At 70.0% G+C, this 22,582-nt stretch carries 24 protein-coding genes; 11 read left to right on the forward strand and 13 right to left on the reverse strand.

What is annotated here, in order from left to right:
• Window positions 1–36 precede the first annotated feature (36 nt).
• Window positions 37–1,809 carry a lytic transglycosylase domain-containing protein gene (locus VEC11_RS10765; RefSeq protein WP_464130968.1) on the reverse strand — a complete coding sequence of 591 codons (1,773 nt, stop codon included), beginning with the start codon at window positions 1,807–1,809 and terminating at the stop codon, window positions 37–39.
• Entirely contained in the window at window positions 1,806–2,504 is a 699-nt protein-coding gene (locus VEC11_RS10770; protein WP_464130971.1) for a uracil-DNA glycosylase family protein, read from the reverse strand. The genes VEC11_RS10765 and VEC11_RS10770 overlap by 4 nt, the downstream gene beginning before the upstream one ends.
• A gap of 125 nt (window positions 2,505–2,629) precedes the next feature.
• Here VEC11_RS10770 and VEC11_RS10775 point away from each other — a divergent pair, with 125 nt between their 5' ends.
• The 7 genes from VEC11_RS10775 (at window position 2,630) to VEC11_RS10805 (ending at window position 10,555) form a co-directional block, all read left to right on the forward strand.
• Entirely contained in the window at window positions 2,630–4,276 is a 1,647-nt protein-coding gene (locus tag VEC11_RS10775) for an electron transfer flavoprotein-ubiquinone oxidoreductase (RefSeq protein WP_464130973.1), read from the forward strand.
• Between the two features lie 100 nt (window positions 4,277–4,376).
• A complete protein-coding gene (locus tag VEC11_RS10780) occupies window positions 4,377–5,918 on the forward strand; it encodes a tetratricopeptide repeat protein (protein ID WP_464130975.1) in 1,542 nt (513 codons plus the stop codon).
• Window positions 5,918–6,676, forward strand: coding sequence for a 4-(cytidine 5'-diphospho)-2-C-methyl-D-erythritol kinase (locus VEC11_RS10785; RefSeq protein ID WP_464130978.1), 759 nt, complete (start codon window positions 5,918–5,920; stop codon window positions 6,674–6,676). The genes VEC11_RS10780 and VEC11_RS10785 overlap by 1 nt, the downstream gene beginning before the upstream one ends.
• 256 nt (window positions 6,677–6,932) lie before the next feature.
• The gene (locus VEC11_RS10790) at window positions 6,933–7,655 is read left to right on the forward strand and encodes an enoyl-CoA hydratase/isomerase family protein (RefSeq protein WP_464130980.1); all 723 of its coding nucleotides are present in this window, start codon (window positions 6,933–6,935) and stop codon (window positions 7,653–7,655) included.
• A gap of 13 nt (window positions 7,656–7,668) precedes the next feature.
• A complete protein-coding gene (locus VEC11_RS10795) occupies window positions 7,669–8,043 on the forward strand; it encodes a hypothetical protein (RefSeq protein ID WP_464130982.1) in 375 nt (124 codons plus the stop codon).
• Window positions 8,040–9,413: an NAD(P)H-hydrate dehydratase gene (locus VEC11_RS10800; RefSeq protein WP_464130984.1), complete on the forward strand. Its 1,374-nt coding sequence runs from the start codon at window positions 8,040–8,042 to the stop codon at window positions 9,411–9,413. The genes VEC11_RS10795 and VEC11_RS10800 overlap by 4 nt, the downstream gene beginning before the upstream one ends.
• Window positions 9,404–10,555: a class I SAM-dependent RNA methyltransferase gene (locus tag VEC11_RS10805; RefSeq protein ID WP_464130986.1), complete on the forward strand. Its 1,152-nt coding sequence runs from the start codon at window positions 9,404–9,406 to the stop codon at window positions 10,553–10,555. The genes VEC11_RS10800 and VEC11_RS10805 overlap by 10 nt, the downstream gene beginning before the upstream one ends.
• Here VEC11_RS10805 and VEC11_RS10810 read toward each other — a convergent pair.
• Together VEC11_RS10810 and VEC11_RS10815 are read right to left on the reverse strand one after the other, a co-directional pair.
• The gene (locus VEC11_RS10810; protein ID WP_464130988.1) at window positions 10,552–11,262 is read right to left on the reverse strand and encodes a L,D-transpeptidase family protein; all 711 of its coding nucleotides are present in this window, start codon (window positions 11,260–11,262) and stop codon (window positions 10,552–10,554) included. The genes VEC11_RS10805 and VEC11_RS10810 overlap by 4 nt on opposite strands.
• Before the next feature lie 188 nt (window positions 11,263–11,450).
• Window positions 11,451–11,891 (reverse strand): MAPEG family protein, encoded by a 441-nt coding sequence (locus VEC11_RS10815; protein ID WP_464130991.1) that lies wholly within the window; start codon window positions 11,889–11,891, stop codon window positions 11,451–11,453.
• A gap of 99 nt (window positions 11,892–11,990) precedes the next feature.
• On the opposite strand from VEC11_RS10815, the gene VEC11_RS10820 reads away from it, so the two are divergent.
• Together VEC11_RS10820 and VEC11_RS10825 are read left to right on the forward strand one after the other, a co-directional pair.
• On the forward strand, window positions 11,991–12,701 hold the full coding sequence (locus VEC11_RS10820) for an NAD-dependent deacylase (RefSeq protein ID WP_464130993.1): 711 nt from the start codon (window positions 11,991–11,993) through the stop codon (window positions 12,699–12,701).
• Window positions 12,688–13,029 carry a GFA family protein gene (locus tag VEC11_RS10825; protein ID WP_464130995.1) on the forward strand — a complete coding sequence of 114 codons (342 nt, stop codon included), beginning with the start codon at window positions 12,688–12,690 and terminating at the stop codon, window positions 13,027–13,029. The genes VEC11_RS10820 and VEC11_RS10825 overlap by 14 nt, the downstream gene beginning before the upstream one ends.
• 13 nt (window positions 13,030–13,042) lie before the next feature.
• On the opposite strand, the gene VEC11_RS10830 is transcribed toward VEC11_RS10825, so the two are convergent.
• The 7 genes from VEC11_RS10830 to VEC11_RS10860 all read right to left on the reverse strand — a co-directional run bounded on the left by VEC11_RS10830 (window position 13,043) and on the right by VEC11_RS10860 (window position 17,818).
• Window positions 13,043–13,486: a hypothetical protein gene (locus VEC11_RS10830; protein WP_464130997.1), complete on the reverse strand. Its 444-nt coding sequence runs from the start codon at window positions 13,484–13,486 to the stop codon at window positions 13,043–13,045.
• A 5-nt stretch (window positions 13,487–13,491) separates the two neighbouring features.
• Entirely contained in the window at window positions 13,492–14,385 is an 894-nt protein-coding gene (gene era, locus VEC11_RS10835) for a GTPase Era (RefSeq protein ID WP_464130999.1), read from the reverse strand.
• Window positions 14,382–15,044 carry a ribonuclease III gene (gene rnc / locus VEC11_RS10840; protein ID WP_464131001.1) on the reverse strand — a complete coding sequence of 221 codons (663 nt, stop codon included), beginning with the start codon at window positions 15,042–15,044 and terminating at the stop codon, window positions 14,382–14,384. The genes era and rnc overlap by 4 nt, the downstream gene beginning before the upstream one ends.
• A 13-nt stretch (window positions 15,045–15,057) precedes the next feature.
• The gene (gene lepB / locus VEC11_RS10845) at window positions 15,058–16,011 is read right to left on the reverse strand and encodes a signal peptidase I (protein WP_464131003.1); all 954 of its coding nucleotides are present in this window, start codon (window positions 16,009–16,011) and stop codon (window positions 15,058–15,060) included.
• A gap of 78 nt (window positions 16,012–16,089) precedes the next feature.
• Entirely contained in the window at window positions 16,090–16,215 is a 126-nt protein-coding gene (locus tag VEC11_RS10850; protein WP_464131005.1) for a hypothetical protein, read from the reverse strand.
• A complete protein-coding gene (locus tag VEC11_RS10855; protein WP_464131007.1) occupies window positions 16,212–17,408 on the reverse strand; it encodes an MFS transporter in 1,197 nt (398 codons plus the stop codon). Before VEC11_RS10855 ends, VEC11_RS10850 begins: the two co-directional genes overlap by 4 nt.
• Window positions 17,405–17,818, reverse strand: a complete 414-nt coding sequence (locus tag VEC11_RS10860; RefSeq protein WP_464131009.1) for a MarR family winged helix-turn-helix transcriptional regulator — start codon at window positions 17,816–17,818, stop codon at window positions 17,405–17,407. The genes VEC11_RS10855 and VEC11_RS10860 overlap by 4 nt, the downstream gene beginning before the upstream one ends.
• Window positions 17,819–17,894: 76 nt before the next feature.
• On the opposite strand from VEC11_RS10860, the gene pgi reads away from it, so the two are divergent.
• Both pgi and gorA read left to right on the forward strand, forming a co-directional pair.
• On the forward strand, window positions 17,895–19,403 hold the full coding sequence (pgi, locus tag VEC11_RS10865; RefSeq protein WP_464131012.1) for a glucose-6-phosphate isomerase: 1,509 nt from the start codon (window positions 17,895–17,897) through the stop codon (window positions 19,401–19,403).
• Window positions 19,400–20,749 carry a glutathione-disulfide reductase gene (gorA, locus tag VEC11_RS10870; RefSeq protein WP_464131017.1) on the forward strand — a complete coding sequence of 450 codons (1,350 nt, stop codon included), beginning with the start codon at window positions 19,400–19,402 and terminating at the stop codon, window positions 20,747–20,749. Before pgi ends, gorA begins: the two co-directional genes overlap by 4 nt.
• A 55-nt stretch (window positions 20,750–20,804) precedes the next feature.
• Here gorA and VEC11_RS10875 read toward each other — a convergent pair whose 3' ends face one another.
• Both VEC11_RS10875 and VEC11_RS10880 read right to left on the reverse strand, forming a co-directional pair.
• The gene (locus VEC11_RS10875; RefSeq protein WP_464131019.1) at window positions 20,805–21,131 is read right to left on the reverse strand and encodes a hypothetical protein; all 327 of its coding nucleotides are present in this window, start codon (window positions 21,129–21,131) and stop codon (window positions 20,805–20,807) included.
• 83 nt (window positions 21,132–21,214) lie between these two features.
• Complete coding sequence (locus VEC11_RS10880; protein WP_464131021.1) at window positions 21,215–22,561, reverse strand: S41 family peptidase; 1,347 nt, start codon at window positions 22,559–22,561, stop codon at window positions 21,215–21,217.
• Window positions 22,562–22,582: the final 21 nt, after the last annotated feature.

Genomic DNA, 22,582 nt, shown 5'->3' on the forward strand with positions numbered 1-22,582 from the left:
CCTCAAACAAATCAGCAAGCTTTATGAGTACAGACTCTAGTCGGCGGTCATCGCCACATCGCGCTGCGTCGCGATCCGTACCGCGGTGGGACCGGGCAGGCCGGGGAAACGGGGCCAGAGACCGGCGGCGAGGGCGCGGCGGCTGCTGCTGCGGTCCGCGCCTTCATCCTCGTAGATCCAGTAATTCCTGAGGATGATCGGTACGTAGCCGCGCGTCTCCCAATAGGGGATCGACTCGATGTAGAGCAGGGGATCGCTCTGGTCGTAGCGCGTATTCCAGGCCGCGATCGGCGCCGGCCCCGCATTATAGGAAGCGATCACCTTGGGCAGCAGCCCGCCCGTGCCCGAATAGTCGCGCAGATATTCCATGAAGGTCTGGCCATATTCCAGGTTCGTCGCCGGATCGAACAGCCGCGACGGATCGGCGGTGCGGGCGCCGGCATTGACCCGCGCCATCCACTGGCTGGTCCCCGGCAGCACCTGCATCAGGCCGCGCGCGCCGGCCGGGCTGGTCACGTCCGGGCGGAAGGTCGATTCCTGCAGCGCGTGGGCGAAGGCCAGCGCCTGGTCGACGCGCCAGCCATTGGCCGGCCGCCAGGACGGCGTCGGATAGCGCTCCGCGGGGCCGAAATGCGCGCCGCGCGGCCCGTTGTGCGAGAGGTACATCTGCGTCGCGGTGAGGTTCAGCCGGGCGGCGAGATGGATCAGGGGCTCATGGTCGCGCGGATTGCCGATCCGGGCCTGATGGCGGATGACGTCGGACGCCAGCTGGCTCTCGCCGATCTCGCTGAGGGCAATGGCAATGCGGGCGTTGCGCACGTCGCGAAGCGCGTGCCAGTCCCGTTCGGTGAAGGTGGTCATGTCGGCGGGCGGGCCGTGCATGCCGAGCGCGCTCTGGGCGAGCAGGCCATAGAAGGTCTCGCCATGACGCGCGGCGGCGCGCAGCCGGGCCTGCACGCGGTCGGGATGGCCGCCGGCCGTGTCCGCCCGGGCAGCCCAATAATGGCCGGCGGCGGCAAGCTCGACATCCGTCGACCGCGTCGCGACGTCGGCGAAGTGGCGCGCGGCGTCCGCATAATCGCCCATCCGCCAGGCGGCGAGGCCGGCCACCCATTCGGCCTGGAGCGCAAAATCGCTGCTGCCGGTGCGGCAGAGGTCGGCGATCCGCCGCGCGTCGCGGTCATTGCCGTTCAGATAATAGACCCAGGCGATGCGCTGCTGGAAGGCGATGCGCGCTTCCGTGGTGAGCTCGGCGCTGCGCGTCGCGAGCAAGGCTTCCGCCTCGACCGGCTTGTCGTCGCGGATCAGCGGCGAAATCAGCGGCTCGAGCTGGTCGGCGACCGCATCCCCGCGGACGGGGCGTGGCCGGGCCCGGCGCGGCTGGCCGGGCAGGCCGTAGAGGCGCTGCGCTTCGGGGATGGCGGGCAGCTCCTCGACGCCGCGCGTGCCGGCGAGGCGGGCGAGGGTCGCCGCCTGGGGCAAGTCCGGCGCGCGGCCGAGCAATTGCACGAGCGGGCCGCCCTCGACGCGGGGCGAGCCCGGCATGGTGAAAAGCTGGGCGCGGGCGAAATCGTGCAGCAGCCCGGGCCGCATCTCGTCCAGCCGGCCCGCGGCTTGCGCCCAGTCACGGGCGCGGAGCGCGGCGAAGATGGCGCGGTAATTCTCCCGCTCGGCTTCGGAGAGCTGGGCGGGCGCCGCGAAGGCCCGGCTCGCGCTGGCCCGGTCGTCCGTCGCCGCCAGAGCGGGCGCAGGAGCAGGCGCGGTGGCGTAAATGAGGCCGGCACAGAGAAGCGCCGCGAGCCTTTTCATGCCTTCAGTTCCTCCATCAGCAGCTGCAGATCGGCCCAGGCATGGGCCTTGAGCTTGGGCTGCACCTGCAATTCCTGCGGGCGCAGGGTGACGAGGGTCCGGACCGGGCCCGCAGGCGTCTCCACCTCGTGCCAGCGGCCGCGGGCCTGCGTCATCGTCATGCCGAGCAGCGCCCGCGAACAGGCGTCGCCGAAGATCAACAGGGCTCTGGGCGCGACGAGGCCGACATGATGGCGCATCGCGCGGGTCAGCAGCTCCACCCCGGCCTTGTCGATCCGCCCCGACGGCGGCCGGATCGGCGAGAAGGGGGCGAGATAGATCGTCTCGCGGCTCCAGCCGATCGCCGCGAGCATCCGGTCGAGGAGCGCCTCCGCCTCGCCGCCGAAAAGCTCGCCCGCCGCGCTCGGCAGGTCGGTGATCGCCATCAGCCCGGAGGCGGGGTCGCCGATCGGTGCCACGCGCCGCATCGCAGGCGAGGCGAAGGGGATGGCATCGGTCGCCGCCAGCCAGGCCTGGAAAGCGGGAAGGTCGTCGGGGAAGGCTTCGGCGGGCGCCGCTGCCGGTGCCGGCTCGGCGGCCTTTGCAGCGGCGAGCGCGGGCGCCGCGAGCCAGTCGCGCGGCTGCTCGCCGACGACCGTATCGACGCCGGCTTCCTCCCACCAGGACAGGGCGCTTTCCGCCCAGCGCGAACTCATACCCACCCGCTCCCCTGCGAACCCGGCCCTTTGACTCCGCCGGGCCCGGACTGGTCAACCGGTTGATCGCCGTTTATCTGCCAGTCGTTGGCTCCCTGCGACGACGGGAGTGTTGGGAGAGAGCGATGTCCGAACGCGAGTCCATGCCTTATGACGTGGTGATCGTCGGCGCCGGCCCGGCCGGGCTGGCGGCGGCCATCCGTCTGAAGCAGCTTGCGAACGAAGCCGGGCGCGAGCTCAGCGTCTGCATCCTCGAAAAGGGCTCCGAGGTCGGCGCCCATATCCTCTCGGGCGCGGTCGTGGATCCGAAGGCGATCGACGAGCTGCTGCCGAACTGGAAGGAGCTGGAGAGCCCGCTCAATGTGCCGGTGACAAAGAACGAGCATTGGGTGTTGACCGCGCGGAAGAAGTACAATTTCCCGCACGCGCTGATGCCGCCCTTCATGAACAACAAGGGCACCTACACGGCCAGCCTCGGCAATGTCTGCCGCTGGCTCGCCGGGCAGGCGGAAGCCCTCGGCGTCGAGATTTTCCCGGGCTTCGCCGCGGCCGAGGTGCTGTTCAACGAGGACGGCTCGGTGAAGGGCGTCGCGACCGGCGACATGGGCGTGGCGAGAGACGGCACGCACAAGCCCGATTACCAGCCCGGCATGGAGCTGCACGGCCGCTACACCTTCTTCGCGGAGGGCGCCCGCGGGCACCTGACCAAGGAGCTGAAGCGGATCTTCGAACTCGAGAAGGACGCCCAGCCGCAGACCTACGGCATCGGTCTCAAGGAACTCTGGGACATCGATCCGGACAAGCATGAGCCGGGGCGGGTAATCCACACCCAGGGCTGGCCGCTCGACGACGCCTGGGGCGGGGGCTTCCTTTATCACCAGGCGAACGGACAGGTGGCGATCGGTTTCGTGGTGGCGCTGAGCTATCGCAATCCCTGGCTCTCGCCCTTCGAGGAATTCCAGCGCTGGAAGCAGCATCCGGCGATCCGCCAGTTCCTCGAGGGCGGCAAAAGGGTCTCCTACGGCGCGCGGGCGATCAACGAGGGCGGCTGGCAGGCCGTACCGCAGCTCGCTTTCCCCGGCGGCGCCCTGATCGGCTGCGCCGCCGGCTTTGTTAACGTGCCCCGGATCAAGGGCAGCCATACGGCGATGAAGTCCGGCATGCTGGCCGCCGAGGCCGCTTTCGCCGCGATCTCGGCGGATCGGGCGGGCGACGTGCTCGCCGATTATGAGCCCGCGGTGCGGAGCAGCTGGATCGCCACAGAGCTGAAGAAGGTCCGCAACGTCGAGCCCTTCGTCGCCAAATATGGCAGCTCGCTCGGCACTTTGCTCGCCGGAGCCGACATGTGGATGCGGACGCTCAGGATCGGGCTGCCGTTCACGATGAAGCACCATGCTGATCATGAGGGGCTCTGGCGGAAGGATCTCGTCCAGCCGATCGACTATCCGAAGCCCGATGGCGTGATCAGCTTCGACCGGCTCTCCTCGGTGTTCCTCTCCAACACCAATCATGAGGAGGACCAGCCGGTCCACCTCACGCTGAAGGACCCGGAGATCCCCACCGAGGTGAACCTCGCCGACTATGCGGGGCCGGAGCAACGTTACTGCCCGGCGGGCGTCTATGAGTTCGTCGAGGAAGGCGGTTCACCGCGCCTTCAGATCAACGCGCAGAATTGTGTCCACTGCAAGACCTGCGACATCAAGGATCCGACCCAGAACATCAACTGGGTCGTGCCGGAAGGCGGAGGAGGGCCGAACTATCCCAACATGTAGGCTTCTCGCCGGCATCGCTCTCGCCGGCTTCGCGCTGGCCGCGCCAGCCGCCGCCCGGGTCGAGCGCGGCTCGCCGCTCGTCACCTATGCCGAGGCGCGCATGGCCGCTTCGCAGGGCGCCTATGACCAGGCGGGGGCGCGCTATGCCGCCGCGCTCGCCGCCGCGCCGGACGACCGGACGATCGCCGGCCAAGCCATGGGCCATGGTGTCCGCTCGGGCAATTGGCGGCTCGCGCTGGACAGCGCGCGGGCGCTGGAGCGGCAGAATGCCTTGCTCGCCGATGCCCGCTTCCTGCTCGTCGCCGAGGCCTTCCGGACGCACGACTGGCGCGCCGCCCGGGCGCAGATCGACGCGATCGAGCGCGACCAGAGCCTCGCCTTCACGGTGCCGGTGCTGCGCGCCTGGCTGGCTTTCGGCTCGCGCCAGGGCGACCCGCTCGCCGCGCTCAGCGCCGGCGGCACGAGCGGCCCCGCCGCCGGCTATGCCGCCGAGCATCGCGCCATCCTCCTGCTCGCCATGGGCCGGCCGGAAGGCCAGGCCGAGATGCTGACCGCCGCGCGCTCGGCCGGCCCGCGGGCGGTGCGGCTGCGCATCGCCGGCGCCGCCCTGCTCGCCAGCCGCCGCCAGCGCGAGGCGGCCCTCCTGATGCTCGACGTCGAGACGCCCGCCGCGCGCGCGGCGCGGGCGCTGATCCAGGCGAACCGGCCGCTGCCGGGCGCGCTCGGGAGCGCCGAGGCCGGGGTCGGCGAGCTCATGGTCCGGCTCGCGCTCGATCTGGGCGGACAGGAGATGAGCCAGCTCGGCACGCTCTTCTCCCGGCTCGCGACGAGGCTCGACCCGCAGAGCGCTGAGGCCTGGCTGGTGACGGCGGAATTGCTCGCCCAGCAGGACCAGCACCGGCTCGCCGTCCAGGTGCTCGACAATATCCCGGCGCAGGATCCCTTCGCGCTGGCCGCGCGGGACACGCGCATCCGCCTGCTCGTCGACGGCGGCGAGCAGGAGACTGCGCTCCGCCTCGCCCGGCAGGCCGCCGAGGCCGATTCCGCGCGCCAGGGCGACTGGCTGCGGCTCGGCCAGATCTACAGCCAGCTCGGCCGCCAGCGCGAGGCGGCCGACGCCTTTGGCCGTGCGCTCGCCCGGCGTGGCGGCGACGAGGGCCAGGAGGAATGGCAGCTCCAGCTGATGCGGGGCGGCGCGCTCGACCAGGCGGGCGACTGGCCCGGCGCGCGCGACGCGCTGCGACGAGCCTATACGCTCGCGCCCCAACAGCCGTTCGTGCTCAACTATCTTGGCTATGCCTTGCTGATCCGGGGCGAGGAGACGGCGGAGGCGGAGCGCCTGATCCGCGAGGCGCACCGGCTGGCGCCTGACAATGCCGCGATCACCGATTCGCTCGGCTGGGCGCTCTACCACAAGGGCCAGCTCGCCGAGGCGATCCCGCTGCTCGAGCAGGCGGCCCAGGCCGAGCCCGCGGACGTCGAGATCAACGAGCATCTGGGCGATGCCTATTTCGCCGCCGGTCGCCGCGTCGAGGCCCGCTTCGCCTGGCGCGCTGCCTCGGTCTATGCGGAAGGCGCGGTCGCGACGCGCATCACAGCAAAGATGGAGCGCGGGCTGACGCCGGAGCTTGCCGCCCGCTGATGCGCGAGATCGCCTATGCGAAGCTCAACCTCGCCCTGCACGTGCGGGCGCGGGAGGCGGACGGCTATCACCGGATCGAAACCTTGTTCGCCTTTTGCGAGGACGGTGATGTCGTGGCGGCCAAACCGGCGGAGGCGCTCAGCCTCGAGGTGAGCGGGCCGTTCGCCGCCGCGCTCGACGGTGAAGCGGACAATATCGTGCTTCGGGCCGCGCGTGCGGTCGGCGCCGTTGCGGCGGTCACGCTCGACAAGCGCCTGCCGGCGGCCGCGGGCCTCGGCGGCGGCTCGGCCGATGCGGCAGCCCTGCTGCGGATGTTCGGCGGATCCATGGAGATCGCCGCGACGCTCGGCGCCGACGTGCCCGCCTGCCTGCTGAGCCGCACCGCGCGCGGCGAGGGGCGCGGCGACGCGATCGAGGCGGTGGCAATTCCCGGTCTCTCGGGCACGCCCGTCCTGCTCGTGAACCCCAATACCCCGCTGCCCACCGGCCCCGTGTTCAGGGCGTGGGACGGCGTGGACCGCGGCCCGCTCGGCGACTGGGAGAGCGGCCGCAACGACCTGGAGGCGCCCGCGCGGGCCTTGGTCCCGGAGATCGGCGTGGTTCTGGAAGCTTTGTCGGCCGCGCGGATCGCCCGCATGTCCGGCTCGGGCGCGACCTGTTTCGGCCTCTATGGAAACGAGGCCGCGCGCGACGCCGATGCGGCCCGGATCGCCGCCCTGAAACCGGGCTGGTGGTTGTCCCAAACCAGGCTTCGCTGACCCGCGAGTCCCGGCCCGGCACAGGCCTTCCGCACAATTAACCATCGAGTCCCGCAGGAATCCGTTCTGGCACGGCCCTTGCCTCCGGAATCGCGACGGGTCGAGGCGGGGGCTGTATGCGCGCGCCGACATTCGCCCGCGGCCGCCCGCCTCCACCGGACGGGCCGCCGCGGATCATTTCGGGCCGGGCTGCCGCGTAAATGGCGCCCGGCCTTTTTTTCGCGACAAACGGCAAGCTGCGCGGCATGTCCCGCCCATGTTCCTGCTCGAGCGCAATGACGAACATGCCCGGCTGACCCTGAACCGGCCCGAGGCCCGCAACGCGATCCCGGCGGCGGGCTGGACGGAGCTGACGGACACGATCGGGCGGGTCGCGGAAAGCGACGTCCGGATGTTGGTGGTGACAGGCGCGGGTGGCGCCTTCTGCGCCGGCGCCGACCTCGGCGACTTTCCGGCGATGCGCGGCGACGAGCCGGCGGTCGCCCGCTTCCGCGAGGACATGCGCACGGCGCTCGATGCGCTGCGCGGCCTCGCCATCCCGACACTCGCTGTCGTCGAGGGCGCCTGCTACGGCGCGGGTGTCGCGCTCGCCATCGCCTGCGACATCCGCGTCGCCGCCAACGTCTCGGAATTTGCGATCACGCCGGCCAAGATCGGCATTTCCTACCCGCAGGAGGACGTGCACCGGCTGGTCGCCCTGATCGGCCCGGGCCATGCGGCGCGGATGCTGTTCACCGCCGGCAAGGTCTATGGCGGCGAGGCCGTCGAGATCGGGCTTGCCGACTATCACAGCCGCAGCGAGACGGAGGTGATCGAGGCGATCCTGGCCAATGACCCCGAAAGCCTGAGGGCGCTCAAGCAGGCGATTGCGCTCGCGGCCGAGAATGTGCGCAAGGATGCGGACATGGATGCGCGCTTCGACGCCATGCTGGCCGGAGAGGAAGCGGCGCGGCGGCTCGAAGCGTTGCGGCGGAAATGATAAGGACCGCGCCATGAGACCCCTGCTCCTCGCCGCCCTCCTCCTGCTCGCCGCATGCGGCGGCGCGCCTGCCGATCCGCCCGCCAGCCCCACCAACGGCGCCGCCGCGCCGCCGGCGGGCGAGCCGGACAACCGGATCGAGTGCCGGCCGGCCGGCGCGGCGGCGTTCGAACGGGCCTGCACGGTGGAGATCGCGGAAGGCCCGCGCGGCCGGGTCCTCACCATCCGCAAGGCCGACGGGGGCTTCCGCCGCCTGCTGGTCGGCCGCGACGGGCGGATCAGCGCGGCCGACGGGGCCGAGGCGGCCAACGTGACCCCGCGCGGTCCGGCCGGCACCGAAGTCGAGATTGGTGGCGACCGCTTCCGCCTGCCCGCCGGCACGCAATGACCGGTCGAACCATCCTGACGGCGGCCGAGATGCGCGCTGCGGAGGAGGCTGCGATCGAAGCGGGGACGCCGGTCGAGGAATTGATGGAGCGGGCAGGGAAGAGCGCGGCCGAGGCGATCTGGCGCTTCGCCGGGCCGCTGCCGACGCTCGTCCTGTGCGGACCGGGCAATAATGGCGGGGACGGCTATGTGATCGCCCGCGAGCTCGCCGCGCGCGACGTGCCGGTGCGGGTGGCGGCGCTGGGCGAGCCGAAAACGCCGGCGGCGATGGCGGCGCGGGCGAGCTGGACCGGTCCGGTCGAAAGCCTCATGCAGGCCGGTCCGGCCAACTTGCTGGTCGACGCGCTGTTCGGAACGGGGCTCGCCCGGCCGCTCGATGCCGGCATATCGGAGGTGCTGGGCCGATTGGCCGCGCGGGCCGGTGTTCGTATTGCCGTCGACCTGCCGAGCGGCGCCGCGACCGACGACGGCGCGATCCTCTCCGCCGTCCCGGACTACGATCTCACCATTACCTTCCAGACGCTGAAGCCCTCGCATCTGCTGCAGCCTGCCGCGCGGCACATGGGCCGGCTGGTGATCGCCGATATCGGGATCGAGGCGGCGAGCCGCCTCGTGGAGATCGGCCGTCCGGCGCTGGCCGCGCCCGGTCCCGACGCCCACAAATTCTCGCGCGGACTGGTGACGGTCATTGCGGGTGGCATGCCGGGGGCGAGCGTGCTGGCGGCGGAGGCCGCGGCAAGAACCGGCGCCGGCGCGGTGCGGCTGCAGGCCCGCAAGCTCGTCGACGGTGTGTCCGCGGCCGTGGTCCAGACGCCCGGCGACCCTTTGGCCCGGCTGGACGATCCGCGCATCGGCGCGCTGCTGCTGGGTCCCGGCCTGATTGCCGACGGCGAGGCGCAGGGGCTGCTCGAGGCGGTGCTCGGCACGGCGCATCCGCTGGTGCTGGACGCGGGCGCCTTGCGGCTGCTCGGGGAAAGAGGCCCGGCCGACCTGCGTGACGCGATCCTGACCCCGCATGAGGGCGAGTTCCGCGCCCTGTTCGGGGAGCGCTCCGGCAGCAAGGTCGAGCAGGCGCGCGCGGCCGCCGCCTGGTGCGGCGCCGTCATCGTCTACAAAGGGCCCGACACGGTCGTCGCAGCGCCCGATGGCCGCGCCGCCATTGCCGCCTCGCCGCACTGGCTGGCGAGCGCGGGCACGGGTGACGTGCTCGCCGGGGCGATCGCGGCAATCCGCGCGGGCGGACTGCCGGCGTTCGAGGCGGCCTGCGCCGGCGTCTGGCTGCACAAGCGCGCGGCCGAGCAGGCCGGCCCCGGCCTGATTGCCGACGATCTGCTCGTGCGGCTGCAGGCGGCGCGGACCGAATGCCTGTAGAGACGATCGTCCGCCTCGCCGCGCGCGGGGACGGAGTGACGGAGAGCGGGCGCTTCTTCCCGCTGACCGCGCCGGGCGACAGCGTTACGGAGACCGGCGAGGTCGCGCCCGGCCCGCACCATCAGGCGCCGCCCTGCCGGCATTTCCCGGAATGCGGCGGCTGCCAGCTCCAGCATGTCGACGATGCGACTTATGCCGATTTCCTGAAGGACCGAATCGCCTCGGCGCTTGCCCAGCAGGGCCTGTCGGCCCCGGACATTCTCGACCCCCACCTGTCCCCCCCGCGCAGCAGGCGGCGAACGTCGCTGAAGGCGGCCGGAGGCCTGATCGGCTTCAACGCCGAGGCGAGCCACCGCATCGTCGACATGCGCGAATGCCACATCCTGCGCCCCGAGCTGTTCGCCCTGGTCGCGCCGCTGCGACGGCTGCTCAAGGGGCGGGCGGGCGTGACGATGACCCTGGCCGACCAGGGCGTGGACCTCATGCTCGAAGGCGTCAGCGTCGAGGGCCTCGAAGCGACGGAGGCGATGATCGCCTTCGCGCGGGACCAGAAGCTGGCCCGGCTCGCGCTGGACGACGGGTACGGCCCGCAGACGCTCTGGGAGCCGGAGCCCGTCACGATCACGCTTTCGGGCACGCCAGTCGCGTTGCCCCACGGGGCGTTCCTGCAGGCGACGGCAGAGGGGGAGGCGGCCCTGGTCGCGGCGGTGCGCGAGGCGGTGGGGGATGCGGCGATCATCGCCGACCTGTTCGCCGGTCTCGGCACCTTCGCGCTGGCGCTCTCCGGCAAGGTCTATGCGGCAGAAGGCGCGCGGGATGCGGTGCTGGCCCTGAAGGGGGCGGGGCGCGGCATATTCGCCGACCATCGCGACCTGTTCAGGAGGCCGCTCGACGTGGCCGAGCTGGACCGCTTCGAAGCGGTCGTCCTCGATCCGCCACGAGCCGGGGCAAAGGAGCTGGCGCCACATCTGGCCGCGTCCACTGTGCCCCGGCTCGCTTACGTGTCCTGCAATCCCAACACCTTTGCGCGGGACGCGAGGGAACTTGTCGACGGCGGCTACCGGCTCCTCTGGGTGAAGCCGGTCGGCCAGTTCCGCTGGTCAACCCATGTGGAACTGGCCGCCGCTTTCGTCAGGCCTTAGCGGGTACCCCGCACCGGCTCTTCCATCGGCATCCGCGGACGCTCGCCACGGGCGACCTGCAGAGCGGTCTCCGGCGTCGGCGAGTCAGCGATGATGTGCACCACCGAGCGGACCTGGGTCACGCCGAACACGTTGCGCGCCATCTCGTAGGGGAAGCGGACGCAGCCGTGCGAAGCCGGGTAACCCGGGATCTGGCCCGCGTGGAGCGCGATCCCGCCCATGGTGAGCCGCTGCATGAAGGGCATCGGCGCATTGTTGTACAGGTTGGAGAAGTGCGTGCGGCGCTTCTCCATGATCGGGTAGCGGCCCGTCGGCGTGCGGTGGCCCCGCATGCCGGTCGAGACGGTGCTCACGCCGATCAGCGTGTTGGCGCGATAGATGTAGGCGCGCTGCTGCGGAATGCTCACCACGATCTCGACGGCACCCGTCGGCGCCAGCTCCGGCCGGAACACGAACTCGCCCGGATCCAGGTCGGCCGCGTCGGCGACCAGCTGGGCGCGCTGCTGCGCCTGCCGCTCGGCCTCGATCTGGACGACCGCAGGCTGCACAAGGCCGGCACCCGCCGTCTGGGCGGCGGCGTCGGGGGCGACGATCGGCGCGGCCGGCGCAGGCTCGGCCTGCTGCTGTGCCGACGAGGCGACAGGCAGCGCGACGACGGTCAGCGCGAACACGCTGGCGCACATGGAAAGGGTCTTGGCGAACTTCATCTTACTTCTCCCTGAGACGTCGGGCTTCCGGCCCGTTCGTCTTGGGAGTGGGCAATAATCATCCCGGCGCAGCGCGCTGCTGCGCCGCGTCAAAGGCCTCCGACTTGTCGTTTAACTTGTGTTGCAGCGACGAAATGACGCGCTGGCGCGACGAATTGCAGAGCCGAAGCGCCGGCCGACGCGAATCGTCAGCCGTAGAGATGCAGCAGGATCATCCCGGTGTGGACGGTCAGGGCGAGCAGCACGAGCGACGCCAGCGAGAAGACCAGGAAGCGCCAGCGCACGACATTGCTCGTCGCCTGGATCAGGCTGTGCAGCACGCGCAGGCCGACATAGGCCCAGGCCAGCCACAGGCTCCACTTCAGCCCGCCGCCGGTCAGGGCAAGCGTGAGCGCGATTGCGTAGAAGAGCGTCGGCTGTTCCAGCAGATGGTTGTAATTATGCGCCTTCCACTGGACTTCGTCCGCGAGCACGCCGTCCAGCTGCGCGCCGCGGCCGCCGCGCCGGCCCTTGAGGTCGATCCCCATGCGCCGCATCGCCGGCAGGCGGGTGGCGTACATCCAGATCTGCATGACGAGCGTCCAGTCGACGAGCGCCACCACGGGCGCGAGGATCGGGATATGCTGCATGTGTCGTGACTCCCCCCGGAGAAGGCGGGAAGGTGCGCCAGAACGACCGGCGCTGCAACCGGCCTTCTCGACGGCCGCCGCGCCGCCTAGGATCGGGCGATGCGCGAGATCCACAATATCGTCATTCTGACCGGCGCCGGCATCTCGGCGGAGTCCGGGCTCGCCACCTTCCGTGGGCCGGACGGGCTCTGGGAGGGGCATCGGGTCGAGGACGTCGCGACGCCCGAAGCCTTCGCCCGCGATCCGGTGCTGGTCCATCGCTTCTACGATGCGCGGCGCGAGAATCTGGCGCGGGTCGAGCCCAATGCGGCGCACCGCGCTCTGGCCCGGCTCGATGCGGAATGGCCGGGCGGGCTGCTGATCGTCACGCAGAATGTCGACGACCTGCACGAGCGGGCCGGGGCGAAGCGGCTGCTGCACATGCATGGCGAGCTCAAGTCCGGCTGGTGCCGCGCCTGCGACGCGCGCATGGCCTGGGAGGGCGGCATGGGCGGCCATGCCATGTGCCCGGAATGCGGCGTTCCGGGTCAGGTCCGGCCCGACATCGTCTGGTTCGGCGAGATGCCCTACGAGATGGAGCGGATCGATCGCGCGCTGATGGAGGCGGACCTGTTCGTTTCGATCGGCACCTCCGGCAACGTCTATCCCGCCGCCGGCTTCGTCCAGACCGCGAAATATGTCGGCGCCCGGACGCTGGAGATGAACCTGGAGCCGAGCCTCGGCTCCTATCTGTTCAACGAGAGCCGGATCGGCAGGGCAGGCGAGCTGGTGCCGGCCTGGGTGGAGGAGATGCTGGATGATCGAGGGTAGTTGCCATTGCGGCGCCGTCCGCGTCAGTTTGCCCGGACCGCCCGAGGATCTCGGCAGCTGCAATTGCTCCATGTGCCGGCGCCTCGGCGGTCTCTGGGGTTATTACCGGCCGGACCAGGTCGAAGTCCGCGATCCCGACGCGCGGCTGGTCGGCTACGTCCAGGGCGACGCGACCCTGACCACCTGGCATTGCGGGCAATGCGGCTGCACCAGCCACTGGTCGCCGCGCGATCCCGCCTATGAGCGGATGGGCGTCAACCTGCGCCTGTTCGATCCGGCGGTGTGGGAGCCGCTGCCGCGCCGGTTGATCGACGGCGCGAGCTGGTAGCGGTGCGCCCCGCTCAATGGCTGTCTGCCCGGACGGTGAAGCGGAAGTCGTGCAACAAGGTCTCGCCATGATAGACACGGATCCGGTGCGGCCCCGCCGGATCGCCCTCGGCCACGCACCAGCCGTGCGTGATCAGCCCCTCGCCCAGCGGCGCCTCGAACTCGGTCACCGCCGTCCGCGCATTGCGCGCGACCGCCGACATCTGGTTCCCAACGTTCCAGTTGCCCGGAGCCGGCAGCTCGAAGACCTCGCGGATCGTCACGCTGCGTTGCTCCGGCTCGACGCGGAGCGCCCAGCCATAGCATTGGCCCGTCCGGAGCGGGATCACATTGGTCTCGCTGATCTCTGGCCGGCCGTTTTCCTGCGCGTAGAAAATGCCGTGCGTGACGTTCGGCGCCTGCTCCGCCGGCTGCATGGCGGCGGCGAGCGAGGCGAGGAAAGGCAGGAAAGTGGTCATCCCGTTCACTCCACCCAGTCCAGTCCGATCTCGCGATAGAGGCCGCGATCCTCCTCCCAGCGGGGATTCACCTTCACGTGCAGGAAGAGGTGGACCTTGCGGCCGAACGCCTCGGCCAGCTCCCTGCGGGCGGCCTCGCCGATCTGCTTGATGCGGGCGCCGCCCTTGCCAAGGACGATCGCCTTCTGGCTGTCGCGGCCGACGAGGATCTGCTGGTGGATGGCGATCGACCCGTCCTTGCGCTCCTCATATTTCTCGGTCTCGATCGCGCTCGCATAAGGCAGCTCGGCGTGGAGCTGATGGTAGAGCTGCTCGCGGGTGATCTCGGCGGCCATCATCCGGTCGGTGGCGTCGGAGACCTGGTCCTCGGGGAAATGCCAGGGGCCTTCGGGCACGCGCGCGGCGAGCGCCGCCTTCAGCTCGGCGACGCCGTCGCCGGTGGAGGCGGAGATCATGTAGATTTCCTCGAAGCTGCCGCGCTCTCCGAACTGCGTGGCGAGGACCAGCAACTCCTCCTTCCGGACGAGATCGACCTTGTTGAGGACCAGGATCCTGGGCTCTCGCCGCTCGGCGAGCCGGTCGAGCATGGCGGAGATGTTGCGCGTGATCCCGGCGGCGGCATCGACGACGAGCGCGATCAGGTCCGCATCCTGCGCGCTGCCCCAGGCGGCTGCGACCATCGCCCGGTCGAGCCGGCGCTTCGGCTCGAAGATGCCGGGCGTGTCGGTGAGCAATATCTGGCTGTCGCCCGCGATCGCGATGCCCATCAGCCGGGTGCGCGTGGTCTGCGCCTTGGGGGTGACGATAGCGACCTTCTGGCCGACCAGAGCATTGACCAGGGTCGACTTGCCTGCATTGGGCGCGCCGACCACGGCGACGGTGCCGAAACGCTGGTTCATGCGAGCTTCTCCAGCAGCGCCTCCGCCGCGGCGGTCTCGGCCTCCTGCTTGTTGAGCCCTTCCGCCTCCGCGTCGCCCACGCCCTTGATCGAAACCTTCACGACGAAGGTCGGCGCGTGATGGGGGCCCGAGCGACCAACGATCTCATAGGCCGGCGGCTTGCGGTTGTTGGCCGCCGCCCATTCCTGCAGCGCGGACTTGGGATGCTTGGGCGCCTTGTCGCGGCTGTCGACGCGGTCCGCCCAGGCGGCGCGGATGAAGCGGCGCGCCGCCTCCAGCCCACCGTCGAGCCAGAGCGCGCCGATCAGCGATTCGACCGTGTCGCCGAGGATGTTGTCGCTCTCGAACGCCCCGTCGGCGAGGGCCTGCTTGCCGAGCGTCAGGTGCGGCGCGACCTCGAGCTCGCGGGCGATCTCCGCGCAGGTGCCGCGCGAGACGAGGACGTTGAGCCGGCGCGAGAGCTTGCCCTCGGGCTCGTCCGGGAACAGGCCGTAGAGCCAGTCGGCGATGGTGAAGCCGAGCACGCGGTCGCCGAGGAATTCGAGCCGCTCGTAATTGTCCTCGCCATGGCTGGCATGGGTGAGGGCGCGTTCGAACAGGCCGAGATTGACGGGCCTGTGGCCGAGCTTCTCCTCCAGCCAGGCCTCGAGCCTCTCCATCAGCGGCAGGCCATCAGTAGGTCCCGCCGATCCGGCTCCAGCGCGCGGCGGTGAACCAGGTCCAGGGCTTCAGCCATTCGGCCGAGCCGTCGGTCGACCAGAAGCCGATCGTGGCGCGGCCCAGCGCATTGTCGATCGGCAGGAAGCCGACGCCGAGCTGGTCGGTGGAGAAGCGGCTGTCCATCGAATCGTCGCGATTGTCGCCCATCATGAAGAGATGGCCGGCCGGCACCGTGATCGGGCCGAAATTGTCGCCGATCGATTCGCCCTGGTCGAGCACCTCGTAGGTGCGGCCGCCGGGCAGGGTCTCGCGGAAGCGCGGATAGAGGCAATGGGCGCCGTCGGGCCGGCCCTCCTCGCGCACCACGATGTCGGGATGGGCGGCGTCGACGCGCACGCTCTGCGCGGGGCGGCAGGGGCTGTTCGGGCTGACCGGCAGGTCGAACGCGTCGATCTGCTGGCGCGGGATCGGCTGGCCGTTCAGGATCACCTGGCCGCCGCGCACCTCGATCGTGTCGCCGGGCAGGCCGATCACACGCTTCACCCAGTCCTCGCCGGTCGTCGGGTGGCGGAAGACGACGACGTCGCCCCGCTCCGGCACGCCGCCCAGGATGCGGCCCTGGAAGTCGATCGGGTGGAAGGGGAAGGAATAGCGCGAATAGCCATAGGACCATTTCGACACGAACAGATAGTCGCCGACCAGCAGGTTGGGCAGCATCGAGCCCGAGGGGATCGAGAAGGGCGCGAACAGGAAGGTCCGGAGCAGCACCGCGCCCAGGAACAGGTAGATGAGGAAGCGGATCGTGTCCCACCACGTCTCCTCCTTCTTCACCTTGACCGGCCTGGCCGGCGCGGCGGGAGCAGCGCCGTCGGCCGCACGCTCGGCGGCCACGGGCTCGGGCGCCAAGGGCTCACGGGGGGGCGTGCCGGCCGGCTCGGTGGCGGGTCTTGGCGTGGTCTCGTCCATGGCGCTGCTTTCGCTTGGGCTTCCCGGCCGGTCAAGCACCGCCGTTCCAGGTGTTATATGGAGCTAACACGCCTAAGGTCAAAGGCAGGCGGCGAAAAATCCCGTCAGCCAGATCGTCGTGGCCTGGTCCGCCCAGAGCCAGAGGCCCAGGGCGCCGAACGGCAGCAGCGCCAGCGGCGCCAGCCAGACAGCGTGCCGCCTCATGCGGTCCGCAGCCTTGCGACGGGCACGTCGCGGATCGGGAGGTGGACCAAGGCCGCGAACAAAGCGAGCAGGATCGAGGCGGTCCAGGCCGCGTCGTAGCTCCCCGTGCGATCGAAGAGCCAGCCCGCGGCCCAGGCGCCGAAGAAGCTGCCGACCTGATGGGAGAGGAAGACGATGCCATAGAGCGTCGAGAGATAGCGCACGCCGAAAATCTGCCCGACCAGGCCCGAGGTCAGCGGCACGGTGCCGAGCCAGAGGAAGCCCATGATCGCGGCGAAGACGAGCGCGGTCGTGGAAGTCAGCGGCAGCACCAGGAACAGGGCGATGGCGACGCCCCGCGCGGCGTAGAGGCCCGACAGCACATAATGCTTCTTCCAGAAGTCGCCCGAGAGACCGAACAGATAGGAGCCGAAGATGTTGAACAGCCCGACCAGGGCAAGCGCGGTCGCGCCGACGGTCAGGCCCAGCCCCTGGTCGGCCAGATAGGCAGGGAAGTGGGTGGCGATGAAGGCGATGTGGAAGCCGCAGACGAAGAAGCCGGCGTTGAGCAGCCAGTAGGAGCGATTGCCCGCGGCTTCGCGCAGCGCTTCCTTCAGCGACTGGCGCGGCTCCGCCGCCGCGGGGGCGGCGGGCTTGCCGGCGACGCCGAGCGCCAGCACCGCGCAGAGGGCGACCAGGCCGGCGAGCACGATCAAAGCGAGATGATAGCCGAGGTCGCCGAGCAATTTCGCGGCGAAGGGAACGACGAGGAACTGGCCGAGCGAGCCGCCGGCGGTGACGATGCCGAAGGCGAGCGAGCGGCGCTCGGGCGGGACGACGCGGCCGACCGCGCCGAGCACGACGACGAAGGTCGTTGCCGCCAGCGCCACGCCGACGACGAAGCCCAGGGTCAGGTGCAGGCCCAGCGCGCTGCCGACCCAGGCCGAACCGAGCAGGCCCAGAGCGTAGAGCAGGCCTCCGAAGAAGACGACGCGGCCCGCGCCATGCTTGTCGCCGAGCGCGCCGATGAAGGGCTGGGCGAGGCCGAAGACAAGGTTGGAGATGGCGATGGCGAGGCCGAACGTGCCGCGGTCGATGCCCAGCTCGATGCTCATCGGCGGCAGGAACAGGCCGAAGGCCTGGCGGACGCCCATCGCCAGGGTGACGATGAAAGCCGCGCAGGCGATCACGATCCAGGGGCGCTTCATGGTCATGCACGCAATCCTTCTATGCGGTCGAGCAGGCCGAACAGCCTGTCCCGCTCGCCGCCGAGCGCGGCGTCGACCTTCGCCTGCGCCTCTTCCCAAAGCGGCCGCCCCTTGCGGATCACCGCTCGCGCCGCCGGCGTGATCTCGACGATCCGCGTCCGTTTGTCGTCGCCGCAGCAGCAGGCGACGAGGCCGGCCCGCTCGAGCGGGGCGAGCGTGCGGTTGAGCGTGGTCCGGTCATAACCCGTCGCCGCCCCGAATTCGGTGAGCGAACAGGGTCCGGCGCGCTCCAGCATGCGCAGCAGCGAGAATTGGGCGACGCTGAGCCCGAGCGGGGCGAGCGCCTCGTCATAGACGCCGCCCAGGATGCGCGCCGAGCGGCGGAGCTTGTTGCAGGCGCAGGTCGTGCTGAGCATTTTGCGTGTATATGCACGTATATTCTGCCAGTCAAGCTAGGCAGGGCCGGTTCACATCCCTAGATACACGCCCGTCATGACCGAAACCGCCTGGACTCGCCTCGCCGCCGCCCCGCAACCGATGCTGCAGGAGTTGTTCGTCGCCGAGCCGGACCGCGTCGAACGGCTGAGTCTCGGCGAGGCCGGCGTGCATTTCGACTTCGCCAAGACGCATCTTTCGGACGACACGCTGGCCGCCTTCCTCGGGCTCGCCGAGGAAACCGGCCTGGCGGCACGGCGGGACGCCCTGTTCGCGGGCGCAACCGTCAACCCGACCGAGGGCCGCGCCGCCGGGCATACGGCCGAGCGCGGGCAGGGGGCGCCGGAGAGCGTCGCCCATGCCCAGGGCCTGCACACCCGCATGCGCGCCCTGATCGATGCGATCGAGGCGGAGGCGTTCGGGCCGGTGCGGCATGTCCTCCATATCGGCATCGGTGGTTCGGCTTTGGGACCCAAGCTCTTGATTGATGCCTTGGGCAGGGATGCCGGGCGCTACGATACGGCGATCGTCTCCAATGTTGATGGCGTCGCGCTCGAGGAGGCGTTTGCCCGCTTCGACCCGCACGCGACTCTGATCGCGATCGCTTCCAAGACCTTCACGACGACCGAGACGATGCTGAACGCCGCCTCGGCGCTGCAATGGCTGGAGGAGGCCGGCGTCGACGATCCCTACGGCCGGGTAGTCGCGCTCACCGCCGCACCGGACAAGGCGATCGCATGGGGCGTGGACGAGACCCGGATCCTGCCTTTCGCGGAGAGCGTTGGCGGCCGCTATTCGCTCTGGTCCTCGATCGGCTTCCCGGCGGCGCTCGCGCTCGGCTGGGATGCGTTCGAGAGCCTGCTCGAGGGCGCGGCGGCGATGGACCGCCATTTCCGCTTCGCGCCGCTCGCGGCCAATGCGCCCGTCCTCGCCGCCTTCGTCGACCGCTACTACGCCAACATCCGCGGCGCCGAGACCCGCGCCGTCTTCGCCTATGACGAGCGCCTCCGGCTGCTCCCCGATTACCTCCAGCAGCTGGAGATGGAATCGAACGGCAAGGGGGTCGGGCTTGACGGCCGGCCGGTGACGCGGGCGACGGCGCCGATCACCTGGGGCGGCGTCGGCACCGACGCCCAGCATGCGGTCTTCCAATTGCTCCACCAGGGCACGCATCTCGTGCCGGTCGAGTTCGTCGCCGCGGTCGAGCCCGGCGACCGGCTGGATCCCGAGCATCACCGGCAGCTGCTGCTCAACTCCTTCGGCCAGGGCGCTGCCCTGATGGCGGGGCGGGACGCGGAGGATCCGCATCGTTTCTATCCGGGCGACCGGCCCTCGACGACGATCCTGCTCGACCGGCTCGATCCCGCGACGCTCGGCGCCCTGATCGCCTTCTACGAGCATCGCACCTTCGCCAACGCCGCTTTGCTCGGCATCAACCCGTTCGACCAGTTCGGCGTCGAGCTGGGCAAGGCGATGGCGAAGCAGCTCGATCACCAGAGCGCCTCGGATTTCGACGCGTCCACGGCAGCATTGCTGCGCCGCGCCTTTGGAGACGAAACCGAATGACCAAAGCCTATGATTACGACCTCTTCGTCATCGGCGCGGGCTCGGGCGGGGTGCGCGCGGCGCGGGTCTCCGCCGCCCATGGCGCCCGCGTCGCCATCGCCGAGGAATATCGGATGGGGGGCACCTGCGTGATCCGCGGCTGCGTGCCGAAGAAGCTGCTCGTCTACGGCGCGCATTTCGCCGAGGACCTGCAGGATGCGCGGCGCTTCGGCTGGCGGGTGAAGAGCTGCAGGTTCGACTGGCCGACCCTGCGCGACAATGTGCTGGCCGAGGTCGAGCGGCTGGAAGGGATCTACACCGACATCCTCGACCGCAACGAGGTCGAGATCTTCCAGCAGCGCGCGGTCATCACCGGGCCGAACGAGATCACGCTGGCGGACGGCTCGAAGCTCACCGCCGCGACCATCCTCGTCGCCACGGGCGCGCGGCCGGCCGTGCCGGACGTACCGGGCGCCGAGCATGGCGTGACCTCCAACGAGATGTTCCATCTCGATGCCGTGCCGAAGCGGGCGGTGATTGCCGGCGGCGGCTATATCGCCAACGAATTCGCCGGCATCCTTCACGAATTCGCCTGCGAGGTGACGATCGTGAACCGCGGCGACCGGATCCTGCGCCATTATGACGAGCAGATCCGCGACCGCCTGCTGCAAATCTCGCTGACCAAGGGCATCAACTTCAAGTTCAACGCCCCCTTCGAGAAGATCGTGAAGCGCAAGGACGGGAGCCTGCGCATCCATCTTGCGGGCTCCAGCCCGATCGACGCTGACCTCCTGCTCTGGGCGGTCGGCCGATCGCCGAATACGGAAGGGCTGGGGCTCGAAAAGGTCGGCGTGAAGCTCGGCAAGAACCGCGCGATCCTGGTCGACGACGACAACCAGTCCTCCGTGCCGAGCATCTATGCGATCGGCGACGTCACCGACCGGGTGCAGCTCACGCCGGTCGCGATCCGCGAGGGCCAGGCTTTCGCCGACACGATGTACGGCAACAAGCCGACACGGGTGGATTATACCAACATCCCCTCGGCCGTGTTCAGCCATCCGCCCATCGCCTCCGTCGGGCTCAGCGAAGGGCAGGCGCGCGACAAGCTCGGCACCTACAAGACCTATGTCTCGGATTTCCGGCCGATGAAGAACGTGCTGGCCGGCCGCAACGAGCGCTCGCTCTACAAATTGATCGTGGACGAGGAGACGGAGAAGGTGGTCGGCATCCACATGATCGGCCCCGACGCGCCGGAAATCCTCCAGGTGGCCGCGATCGCGGTCAAGGCCGGGCTGACCAAGAGCCAGTTCGACGAGACGGTCGCCCTGCACCCGACCATGTCGGAAGAGCTGGTGCTGATGCGCTGACACGAAAAAGGGCCCCGCCGTCGCCGGCAGGGCCCTTCAAGCCGTCTTCAGCCCGTCAGGCGGTGAAGGTAACCTCCGTGGTCTCGCAGAGGTTGATGCCGCGTTCGTCGTTCACGTCGCCATCGTCATAGGTGACGCGGATGTCCCACATGCACTGATCCTCGTCGCGGTCGAAGCTCACATCGGCATCCTCGCCGTCGCCGAGCACTTCCTGGCCGAGAATATCCGGGCCCCAGTTGTTGGAGTTGGACGGCGAGACGTTCAGGGTCACGATCACGTGGCCGGTGCGGTTCTTCAGCGTGAAATCCTGGGCGGCTGCCCAGGCGGCCGTCGCGGTAAAGGCGGCGGCCAGCAGCGCGCCGGCCATCATCAGCTTCTTCATAACTTGGTTGCTCCCCACTCTTGGAGCGCTCTGCTTATACGGTTTCCCCGGTGCCGCAATGGGTTAAATCGGCGCGGGCCGTCTCAGGGGTTGCGGGCGAAACGACCCTGCGGCGGTTGTCCGGCCGGGCCCACCGCGAAAGCGACCACGCGGTCGCCCTCGATCTCCGCTTCGGCCCGCATGCCAGGATTGTTGTCGAAAGCGAACGTGTTGCCGCCCAACGGGATCAGCGCCACGCGCATGCGTTGTCCACGCTGCACGTAAAGCCGGTCGCCGTCGAGGACGACGCGCTGCTCGCCATAGCTTCCGGCATAAGCGGCAAGCGGCAAGGCCGGCGTTCGACGTTCACCGCGGGCGGTGATCGCCTCGACCAGGGCGGCAAGCCGGGGCCGGTCAGGCGCCGGCGCGGCTTCGGCAAGGCGCCGCAGCGCGAGCGCATGAGCCGTATCGAGCGCTGCAGCGAGTGTGGCCGGCACGGTCGGTGCCAGTCCTACTGCCTCCCAGTCCCTGCCGGTCGAAGCGAGCACGGCGCGGCCGACCGAGACGCTGAGCACGAAGCGGCCCTGGATCGGCACGAGATCGTTGCGGAAGCCCGCGCCCGCCGTATTCTCGCCGATCAACTCGCCGAGCCGGTAGCCGCCGACATGACCGGTAAATTCTTCCGCGGCGGAGGCGGTGCCGCCGCTGATCAGCACGTAGAGCGGCTTGCCGACCATGCGCCCGGCGGGAAGCTCCGCCAGCGTCTCCAGGCGGTCGGGCGAGGCGCTGCCGTTCATGTGGAAGGTGACGAGCGGCCGGCCGGCGGGCAGGAAATGGCTGACGATATATTGCACCGCCTGCGGGCTGCCGCCGCCATTGCGCCTGAGATCGATGATCACCGCATCGCCACCGGAGAGGAAGCGCATCGCCGTCTCGAGCGCGGCGGCGCTCTCGTCGCCGATCCACATGAAGCCGTCATAGGCCATGTAGCGGACGTTGCCGGGCAGGACGCGGAGCTCCGAGACGCCGTGATTGGCGGCGCGGACCTGGCGTTCATAGCCACTATTGTCCGGCTGGGGCGCGCGGCCGGCGGCGAGCATCGCGGCCTGGCGGGGGTTGAGACTGAAATTGAGGTGGCGGTCGCGGCCGGCCGTCTCCAGGTCGGCATTGATCCGCTGGGCCAGCTCGGCCGGATCGGTGACGTTGTAGCGACCGGAGGCGAGGCCCCGCGCGAGGATCGTGTCGAGGGCCGGGCGCCGCTCGGGCAGCACGTAGCGCTCGGCGATGACGCGGCGGACGTCGGCGACGACGGCGCGGCTGTCGAGCGGCGGCAGCGGCGCCTCGGCGGCGGATGCGGCGCCCGCGGGGACCCGGACGGGCTGCTGGGCCGCCCCTAGGGCTGCTGACAGGATAATGGCGGCCGAGAAGGCCAGGACGGACGAACGCCGCATAGTCGATGCTCCCACGCTTAC

The sequence above is a fragment of the Allosphingosinicella sp. genome, assembly GCF_035626655.1.
GTDB lineage: Bacteria > Pseudomonadota > Alphaproteobacteria > Sphingomonadales > Sphingomonadaceae > Allosphingosinicella.

Bases quoted from the DNA above. Each gene is read 5' to 3' on its own strand.
- VEC11_RS10765 (WP_464130968.1), bottom strand. From the start codon at position 1,809: ATGAAAAGGCTCGCGGCGCTTCTCTGTGCCGGCCTCATTTACGCCACC.
- VEC11_RS10770 (WP_464130971.1), bottom strand. From the start codon at position 2,504: ATGAGTTCGCGCTGGGCGGAAAGCGCCCTGTCCTGGTGGGAGGAAGCC.
- VEC11_RS10775 (WP_464130973.1), top strand. From the start codon at position 2,630: ATGTCCGAACGCGAGTCCATGCCTTATGACGTGGTGATCGTCGGCGCC.
- VEC11_RS10780 (WP_464130975.1), top strand. From the start codon at position 4,377: ATGGCCGCTTCGCAGGGCGCCTATGACCAGGCGGGGGCGCGCTATGCC.
- VEC11_RS10785 (WP_464130978.1), top strand. From the start codon at position 5,918: ATGCGCGAGATCGCCTATGCGAAGCTCAACCTCGCCCTGCACGTGCGG.
- VEC11_RS10790 (WP_464130980.1), top strand. From the start codon at position 6,933: ATGTTCCTGCTCGAGCGCAATGACGAACATGCCCGGCTGACCCTGAAC.
- VEC11_RS10795 (WP_464130982.1), top strand. From the start codon at position 7,669: ATGAGACCCCTGCTCCTCGCCGCCCTCCTCCTGCTCGCCGCATGCGGC.
- VEC11_RS10800 (WP_464130984.1), top strand. From the start codon at position 8,040: ATGACCGGTCGAACCATCCTGACGGCGGCCGAGATGCGCGCTGCGGAG.
- VEC11_RS10805 (WP_464130986.1), top strand. From the start codon at position 9,404: ATGCCTGTAGAGACGATCGTCCGCCTCGCCGCGCGCGGGGACGGAGTG.
- VEC11_RS10810 (WP_464130988.1), bottom strand. From the start codon at position 11,262: ATGAAGTTCGCCAAGACCCTTTCCATGTGCGCCAGCGTGTTCGCGCTG.
- VEC11_RS10815 (WP_464130991.1), bottom strand. From the start codon at position 11,891: ATGCAGCATATCCCGATCCTCGCGCCCGTGGTGGCGCTCGTCGACTGG.
- VEC11_RS10820 (WP_464130993.1), top strand. From the start codon at position 11,991: ATGCGCGAGATCCACAATATCGTCATTCTGACCGGCGCCGGCATCTCG.
- VEC11_RS10825 (WP_464130995.1), top strand. From the start codon at position 12,688: ATGATCGAGGGTAGTTGCCATTGCGGCGCCGTCCGCGTCAGTTTGCCC.
- VEC11_RS10830 (WP_464130997.1), bottom strand. From the start codon at position 13,486: ATGACCACTTTCCTGCCTTTCCTCGCCTCGCTCGCCGCCGCCATGCAG.
- era (WP_464130999.1), bottom strand. From the start codon at position 14,385: ATGAACCAGCGTTTCGGCACCGTCGCCGTGGTCGGCGCGCCCAATGCA.
- rnc (WP_464131001.1), bottom strand. From the start codon at position 15,044: ATGGAGAGGCTCGAGGCCTGGCTGGAGGAGAAGCTCGGCCACAGGCCC.
- lepB (WP_464131003.1), bottom strand. From the start codon at position 16,011: ATGGACGAGACCACGCCAAGACCCGCCACCGAGCCGGCCGGCACGCCC.
- VEC11_RS10850 (WP_464131005.1), bottom strand. From the start codon at position 16,215: ATGAGGCGGCACGCTGTCTGGCTGGCGCCGCTGGCGCTGCTGCCGTTC.
- VEC11_RS10855 (WP_464131007.1), bottom strand. From the start codon at position 17,408: ATGACCATGAAGCGCCCCTGGATCGTGATCGCCTGCGCGGCTTTCATC.
- VEC11_RS10860 (WP_464131009.1), bottom strand. From the start codon at position 17,818: ATGCTCAGCACGACCTGCGCCTGCAACAAGCTCCGCCGCTCGGCGCGC.
- pgi (WP_464131012.1), top strand. From the start codon at position 17,895: ATGACCGAAACCGCCTGGACTCGCCTCGCCGCCGCCCCGCAACCGATG.
- gorA (WP_464131017.1), top strand. From the start codon at position 19,400: ATGACCAAAGCCTATGATTACGACCTCTTCGTCATCGGCGCGGGCTCG.
- VEC11_RS10875 (WP_464131019.1), bottom strand. From the start codon at position 21,131: ATGAAGAAGCTGATGATGGCCGGCGCGCTGCTGGCCGCCGCCTTTACC.
- VEC11_RS10880 (WP_464131021.1), bottom strand. From the start codon at position 22,561: ATGCGGCGTTCGTCCGTCCTGGCCTTCTCGGCCGCCATTATCCTGTCA.